The 6,892-nt window shown below is 42.5% G+C and carries 11 protein-coding genes; 5 read left to right on the top strand and 6 right to left on the bottom strand.

All coding sequences use genetic code 11. The features are described 5' to 3' along the window. On the top strand, positions 1 to 210 hold a 210-nt coding region (locus PX484_RS21110), incomplete at its 5' end, for a dual OB domain-containing protein (RefSeq protein ID WP_502882774.1). A 167-nt stretch (positions 211 to 377) separates the two neighbouring features. Continuing rightward, entirely contained in the window at positions 378 to 560 is a 183-nt protein-coding gene (locus PX484_RS21105) for a hypothetical protein (protein ID WP_287766312.1), read from the top strand. Between the two features lie 14 nt (positions 561 to 574). On the opposite strand, the gene PX484_RS21100 is transcribed toward PX484_RS21105, so the two are convergent. Next, on the bottom strand, positions 575 to 1,075 hold the full coding sequence (locus PX484_RS21100; RefSeq protein ID WP_287766352.1) for a helix-turn-helix domain-containing protein: 501 nt from the start codon (positions 1,073 to 1,075) through the stop codon (positions 575 to 577). A 185-nt stretch (positions 1,076 to 1,260) separates the two neighbouring features. On the opposite strand from PX484_RS21100, the gene PX484_RS21095 reads away from it, so the two are divergent. Together PX484_RS21095 and PX484_RS21090 are read left to right on the top strand one after the other, a co-directional pair. After that, on the top strand, positions 1,261 to 1,623 hold the full coding sequence (locus PX484_RS21095) for a hypothetical protein (protein ID WP_287766310.1): 363 nt from the start codon (positions 1,261 to 1,263) through the stop codon (positions 1,621 to 1,623). A gap of 85 nt (positions 1,624 to 1,708) precedes the next feature. Then, entirely contained in the window at positions 1,709 to 2,017 is a 309-nt protein-coding gene (locus PX484_RS21090) for a hypothetical protein (RefSeq protein WP_287766308.1), read from the top strand. 452 nt (positions 2,018 to 2,469) lie between these two features. Here the strand turns inward: PX484_RS21090 and PX484_RS21085 are convergent, their stop codons facing one another. Both PX484_RS21085 and PX484_RS21080 read right to left on the bottom strand, forming a co-directional pair. Beyond that, positions 2,470 to 2,772, bottom strand: coding sequence for a DUF5615 family PIN-like protein (locus PX484_RS21085; protein WP_287766306.1), 303 nt, complete (start codon positions 2,770 to 2,772; stop codon positions 2,470 to 2,472). Between the two features lies 1 nt (position 2,773). Further along, a complete protein-coding gene (locus tag PX484_RS21080) occupies positions 2,774 to 2,992 on the bottom strand; it encodes a DUF433 domain-containing protein (RefSeq protein ID WP_002794870.1) in 219 nt (72 codons plus the stop codon). Positions 2,993 to 3,181: 189 nt separating this feature from the next. Between PX484_RS21080 and PX484_RS21075 the strand changes: the two genes are divergently transcribed. Further along, a complete protein-coding gene (locus tag PX484_RS21075; RefSeq protein WP_071839514.1) occupies positions 3,182 to 3,370 on the top strand; it encodes a hypothetical protein in 189 nt (62 codons plus the stop codon). 305 nt (positions 3,371 to 3,675) lie between these two features. Here PX484_RS21075 and PX484_RS21070 read toward each other — a convergent pair whose 3' ends face one another. The 3 genes from PX484_RS21070 to PX484_RS21060 all read right to left on the bottom strand — a co-directional run. Then, entirely contained in the window at positions 3,676 to 5,364 is a 1,689-nt protein-coding gene (locus tag PX484_RS21070) for a SulP family inorganic anion transporter (RefSeq protein WP_287766303.1), read from the bottom strand. A 128-nt stretch (positions 5,365 to 5,492) separates the two neighbouring features. Next, entirely contained in the window at positions 5,493 to 6,176 is a 684-nt protein-coding gene (locus PX484_RS21065; protein WP_002746178.1) for a Mo-dependent nitrogenase C-terminal domain-containing protein, read from the bottom strand. A gap of 239 nt (positions 6,177 to 6,415) precedes the next feature. Beyond that, on the bottom strand, positions 6,416 to 6,892 hold a 477-nt coding region (locus tag PX484_RS21060), incomplete at its 5' end, for a UDP binding domain-containing protein (protein WP_288105383.1).

The raw sequence follows: 6,892 nt of genomic DNA, 5'->3' as shown, positions 1-6,892 counted from the left end.
TGGCGTGGCACAATTACAACAGCGAATGGTAACAGTTTGACAGAAGCAAAGATAACTGATCCCGTATTTGTCGAGAAATTAAATACAGGCTATCAACCTCAGCAAAACTGTTTTGTTACCGTCAGTCTTAGTCTGCCTTGGATCTCTTCGGCAAATTGGGAAGGAGAAGCTCCCTGCTGGAAATTAATAGCAGCTGTAATTGAATTATAGGAATTACGGCTAGACAACTTTTTTATAGGTTGTTGGCTCGAAAAAATCTCTGTTCGTGAAATTTTCAGAGCTATGAACAGTTGAGTTTAACAGACTGAAGTGGGCGAGGTAAATTTAGCATAAATGCTGGAGCGATCAAGCGAAAATAAGGCTCTTCTCAACTTTGTGTGATAAGTTTAACTTATATAGTAGCGATCGATCTTTGTGTCCTCTGTGTCTCTGTGGTTCCTTCGACTCCCTCGCCCGCAAGACTGTATCTTAGAATACATTTTACCCACCAAATCCAAAAGAACCCCATTTCCCTATCCTTGTCAATTGTGGATCAAAGCAGCTTGACATTCATATCTTGATAAAATTATCAAAGTTACTCTGGTTTGAGACTATCTAAAATTAATTGTATATCTAAATCAAGAGCTTGAGCAATTTGTTCGATCGTTAATCCTAATCCTATTAGTTTGGGAACAGTTTCTAGTTTTGCTTTAATAACATTGTTTTCAGTTTTATAAATATGATAATTTTCTATTTCTCGATTATTAGAAGGGTTATGACAGAAAGTAACCTGATCAATTTTTACAGATTTATTACCCAAATTATTAATACTATTGCTGACAATTAACCTTTCAATTGCTGATCGAACAGTTGATTTATTTAATTCTTCCCCTAACACTTCCGAAAGAATGCGCCAAAGTTCATAGGCTTTATCTCTGGCATGACCTTCAGAACAATTATATTCTTCTGCTATTTTTGCATATTTCTGACCATCAAAAACGTTCTTTAAAATCCCTAATTGCAATGTATCGAGATGCTTTCCCGTGTGGCCAAAAACCAGATTATCAATAAGTGAGAAGACTTCTTGGGTATCCATGGGAGTAATGTTAAGATTTGGGGACATAATACCGTCATTATCCGTTATTTTCCGATATTTGTAAACATAGTTAACAAAACCTCCGACAATATCCGTTTTTTTCCGTCTTGAAATAATTTTAACTGGTTGATACATTGTCGGTAGTGTGGCTTGTTAGTTGTGTCAAATTTTCAGGAAATAAAATTATGCTCTATCCAACAAAAAAATCAATCAGTGTGTTGACTTTAGCAGGGTTTTTTTCAATCCTCCAGTTTACAGTATGGGTAACTAATTCTAACGCACAAAGTAGTGAAGTTCAGCAATTGTTGAGAGAATTAAACAGTATGGAGGGGGAAGCTGGCCAGCTAATACAGCAAATGATAGCTGAAGACTGGCAAAGAATTTATAGGCTTTCTTGTCAAGGATTAATTCAAGAGGCCAATCAACTCACGAAAAATGGAGATTATTGGGCGACTCAAGTTAATATACCACATTATGCAGCTAGGGCATCGGGAAATTATGCCGCCTCTGAACGGAGATATCAAGAATATAATAGAAGATGTCGGTAATGCCAGTCCATTAATCGGGTGTATCTCAAAATGTTTTTAACCTCAAAGTCAAATCAAACTTATCGCTCAATTTGGTAAAAATCACATGAAAAGTATTCTCGTAACAGCTTCAGCATTTTTATTGGTCATGTCTCCTATTAACCAAGCAAAAGCTTCTACTCCTGATAATGTACAAACTAAAAACATATTGTGTTTAGACGTGTCAACAAATCAAACTTTTGCTAATACCGAAACTATTTTGTTGGTACAGCAACCTGTAGACCCGGTGTATATTGCTCCATCAACAGGACCAGACAGCAAATGTACTTATTATATAGTGCGTGGTAAAGATGGAAAAATTTATGACTGCCGAAAATGTACATATGGCGGGCCGTATTGTTTTAGAAGAGAGTAGTGCGACTGTTATTTAAGATTCTAGACATCTGGTCAACAGAACTTCTCGCAATACTTCACTTTTCATGTCTCTGGGGATGCAAGAGAAAACCCTATCGCCATTAGACGATTTAGGTTTAAGGGAAAAATGAAAAATAAACTATAGCAAAGAGCGGGGTGGTTAGGACAATCAATCGCTGAAACCCTTGACCGATAAGAGTTTGAAAATTGAAAGCGTCCTAACTAACTCGTTCTATGCCATACTATTGATCTTGAATGTCTTAAACTTATGTTTTTGCATAGCTTTAGCTACCTTGTTGGCTATTATGGGTGAGCCAATACCTGCATTTTTGATTGGATTTATTGTGTTTATCTTACTAGGGATAGTTCTTGGAATAATCTTCCCAAGTCGGTAGCCTTAATATCTTAGCCCAGACTCTTGAAAAATGGCTTAAATTCATTTTAAATAGGTTGTTATAAACTTACTACTGTTGCTGTTCCTTTTGTTACTGTTGCCAAAACTTCTAAAACTTTAGGAACCAAACGATTTGATTGTGATTGTAAAATAATAATAGCTAGATTAAACTGCGGTAAATTTTGCTCAAATGGCAAATTGTTATCCACTGTAATAAAAATATCAAATTCTTGTGAAGCTAAACCTAACAGTTGACCATTCTTGATCCCAGTCCATCCCATTTGCGGAACAGTTTTGATATTATAACCTGTAAACTCCCTCATTAATCTTCGGTCAATACATTCATCTAAAAAAAGCCTCATTTCACGCTACCCTATCAATAAGCTCTTTTTCAAATTCTGCAAGTAAGCTAATAACTCGTTCTCTTGTTACCGTCGGAAAACCCTCTAAAAAATCATCAATTGATTCTCCTGCTTTAAGATAATCAAAAAGTGTTTGTATCGGAACTCTAGTACCTGAAAAAACAGGAACACCACTCATAGTTTCAGGAGATACATTGATAAGAGGCGAATATTTAGCCATTTTGATTACCTTCTTAGCTTCTACAGAGTAGATTAACCCAGAGCAATGCGTCTTGTCTTCATATTCTAGCCTAGATTCTTGAAAAATGGGTTAAACTGATGCTAAATAGGGTTTGCTGACAAAGTACGGGCGAAGCATTCGGGCAATAACCTATCGGTGAAACCGTAGATTGGCTCTTCTAGGTTCTGTGTGATGAGTTTAACTTACTATATGATCGATCTTTGTGTCCTTTGTGTCTTTGTGGTTCGTTCCACCCCCTCGCTAGGAGGAATGTATCTTAGAATACATTTTACCCGCCAAACCTGGGAGAGCCGTAGATTTTTTATCCGAATGCTTCGCCCCTACAGGACGCGGGCCGATGAAGACGCAAGGTTTTGAAGCACGATTCTCTCAAAATCTTGCACCTGTTTCGCGAGAAAAGCCACAAAACCCTTACCTTGCCTACATTTCACCTTTATTCAGCAGACCCTAAATAGGTTAGGGAAGTGGCTTTCGATTAATAATACTAAAATGAACAATAATCTAAAATCAAGCCGATAATGACTAAATGCAACCGACGGAAGCCCAACTTAGACAACTCTATCAGCTAATTTCAATAAAGTCCGAAAACTATGCACGGGTAGGTTCTTTATGGGAGGGGAGGTCGGCGATGACCTTCTCGACCCCTAATGATTTAGTATCAGTCAACGATTTTTAAAAGCTTCGATCGCCGCCGGCAAAGTATAGTAAATCCTCTCCTCGCTAATTTTATCTAACAAGCGGGAACGTTGCAATTCTAAGTACAGATCGTGTTTAACCCTAGCGAGGGCGAAAACTATACCCTGTCTTGATAATTCTGCTGCTAATTCCTCAAGAATCTCCACTGCTGTACTATCCAATTCCCCAAGGGCCTCCGTATTCAAGACAAACCATTCTACCGGTTTCGTCTCCCGGGCAATGGCACTGAGAGCGCGACGTTTAAAGTCGGCCGCATTAGCAAAAAATAAGGGGGCATCGTAACGATAGATAACCAACCCCGGTATTGTTTGCGCTTCCGGCCAATCCTGGAGTGCGTGTAAACCCATCACCCCCGGAACCGTACCCAAGACCGCATCATCAGGCCGAGTAATGCGGGCCAATAAATCGATAACCGAGAGACCGATGGCGATGGCAACCCCGCTTAAAATCCCCGTGGTTAGCACCCCCACCATGGTCAGGACAGCGAGATTAAACTCACTATTGCGAAAGCTTTTTAGTCGTTTAGCACCGGCAATATCCACCAGTTTACAGGCCGCATAAATCACCAGCGCACCCAAAGCGGCCTTGGGAAAGAGTGCCAGTATCGGACCGAGCAGGAAAATGACCGCCACCACCACCACTGCCACCACCAGGGAGTAAAGCTGACTTTTACTGCCCACGGAATCGCCCACCGCGGTGCGACTGGCGCTGCTGCTGATGGGAAATCCCTGACAAAAACCCGCCGCCAGATTCCCCAGTCCCAGGGCTAAAAATTCTTGATTGGCATCGATTTCTTGGTTATGGTGTCTGGCGAAGGCTCTAGCGGTCAAGACGTTATCGGAATAGCCCACCAGGGCAATGCCGACGGCTGCGGTCACTAGGGGTAGTAATTGGGAAAAATCTAGGGTTGGTAAGCCAAAATTAGGCAAAGTTTTGCTAATTTTCCCCACTACTGCCACCCCCTCTTGATCGAGATGGAGGGTGGCGACGGCGAGGGTTCCCAGTAAAACCGCCAGCAAGGGACCCGGTGCTTTGGGAAAATATTTTTGGATGACAAATAGAAATAGTAACAGCAATAGAGCTAGGCTAAGGGTTGGCCAGTGCCATTGGTTTATTCCCCGAAAAAAAGCTAAAATTTCTTTAAAAACCGTATTTTCACCGATTGACAAACCACTAATTTTACCCAGTTGTCCGGCAATCATGATCACCGCCACTCCCGCCATATAACCGATTAGGATCGGTTTGGAGAGTAAATTAGCTAGAAATCCCAAGCGGGCGATATAACCAACTAAACAGATTAAACCGACCATTAGGGCTAAAAAAGCCGCTAAACTGCCGTAATTTTCTCCTTGAAGGCTCACCATAGGTGCGATCGCTGCCGCCGTCATCACTGCCGTGGTCGATTCTGGTCCGAGGGATAGTTGCGATGAGGAGCCGAAAAGGGCGTAAACTAGGGCGGCCGGCACGAGAGTCCATAATCCCACCACGGGATCGACCCCGGCCAGGTCGCCGTAAGCCATACACTGGGGAATAGCGTAGGCCGCCACGGTGACACCAGCGAGTATATCTCGGCCCAGCCACTGCCATTGATAGGATCGCAGGTTTTTTAGCCCGGGTAAATCAGGAAAATCGACTCGTCGGGAGTTTTTACTCATAGTTTCTCTCTTAACGGCGACTTAACCTAATTTTAACGGAGGAATTAGCTAGGAAAAGCCCTTAGGTTGAGATATTTTCTGTCAGCAGGATATTTATACCATTTTAGCGGTAATTTTAGTTAAACTGGCTAAATATACTCGGAAATATCCTCTTGACAATCATCGGCTAAGTATGATAAAGCCCGGAAGCGTAAACCGACTAATTGCTCGTAGAGAGGATTTAACTTGCACAGGGGCGGAATATGGACTAATTTATGGCCAAACAGCACGATATCGCGTTCAAAAGGACATTGAGGCGGCACCATTTTGCAGATAAACCGGGCCAAGCGCGGATCGTGCATTTCCACCCCATCTAACCAGTCTTTGAGGGGATGCAGCAGATCCGGGTGGGGATGTTCGGCACTGATAAACTCGGATTTATTCGCTTCTGTGGTAATTTCGGGAATTTCACAGATAGTATGTTCTAAAGCTGACAGGGCCTCGATTTCTAACCCGAAAGCATCCCGATAACTACGCAGTAATTGCGCTTCTGCGGGGGAATAAATGCCATCGGCGATCGCTACCATAACCGCCGTGCGGAGGAAGTTTTCTGATATTTTGGGGTCATGACCGAAACTTGCGGCCAATTCTTCGGGACTAATCGACTGATAGAGAACGTGGTCGTCATCTAATTCTAATTCGTGAGCGAAACGGGCGATCGATTCCTGTTCGCTGGTGCTATAATCCCCATCACACCAGGCAATTGTCAGTAATCCCCGTAACCAGTCCCTAACTTGTTCGTTAGTGTAGCGGTATTGAACAGAGCTAACCATAGGTATTGCTAAAACTGATTTCTAGTTTCTCAATTCAATTCTACCTATCGCCCCCGGATTCTAGTAGCCCCGTTCACATCATGTAACTATAGCCAATAACCCTATGGTTAGCTAGGAATTTTTGGGTTTTCAGCTGGCATAATCGGGCAGTTTTCGCCCCTAAGAGCAGGGGTAAGGGTTGGTGCTTATTGTCCCTTCCCCAACCGCGTCATTCCTGCTGAAAAGGCGGATTCCTGGGATTAACGGCCAATACCGAGGTAACGGAAACCGGCTGCTGTCACCACCGCAGGATCGAGGAAATTGCGACCATCAATTAACACGGGTTCGCGCATGGTTTTAACCATTTTGCCGTAGTCGAGACGGAGAAATTCTTGCCATTCCGTCACCACCACCAAAGCGTCACAACCATCGGCCAATCTTTCTGGATCCGATTCGATAATCACACCGCTTAAACCGTGACTTAAACCACTTTGGGAAACGATCGGATCATAAGCTTTTACCTTAGCACCTAAACGATTTAACTGTTCGATCATGGTTAAAGCCGGAGCATCGCGCATATCATCGGTATCGGGTTTAAAAGTTAATCCCAACAAACCGACGGTTTTACCCTTGAGGATTTTTAATTCCTGTTGCAGTTTTTCGATCGCAATTGTCCGTTGACGTTTGTTAACATTGATAGCGGCGTTAAGTAATTCCGTTTCGTAACCGTAGTCTTC

This window comes from Microcystis sp. M49636_WE2 (assembly GCF_030065375.1).
Lineage (GTDB): Bacteria > Cyanobacteriota > Cyanobacteriia > Cyanobacteriales > Microcystaceae > Microcystis > Microcystis aeruginosa_C.
Note: the sequence above shows the minus strand (reverse complement) of the source record. Positions and strands in the feature narration are given on the sequence as shown.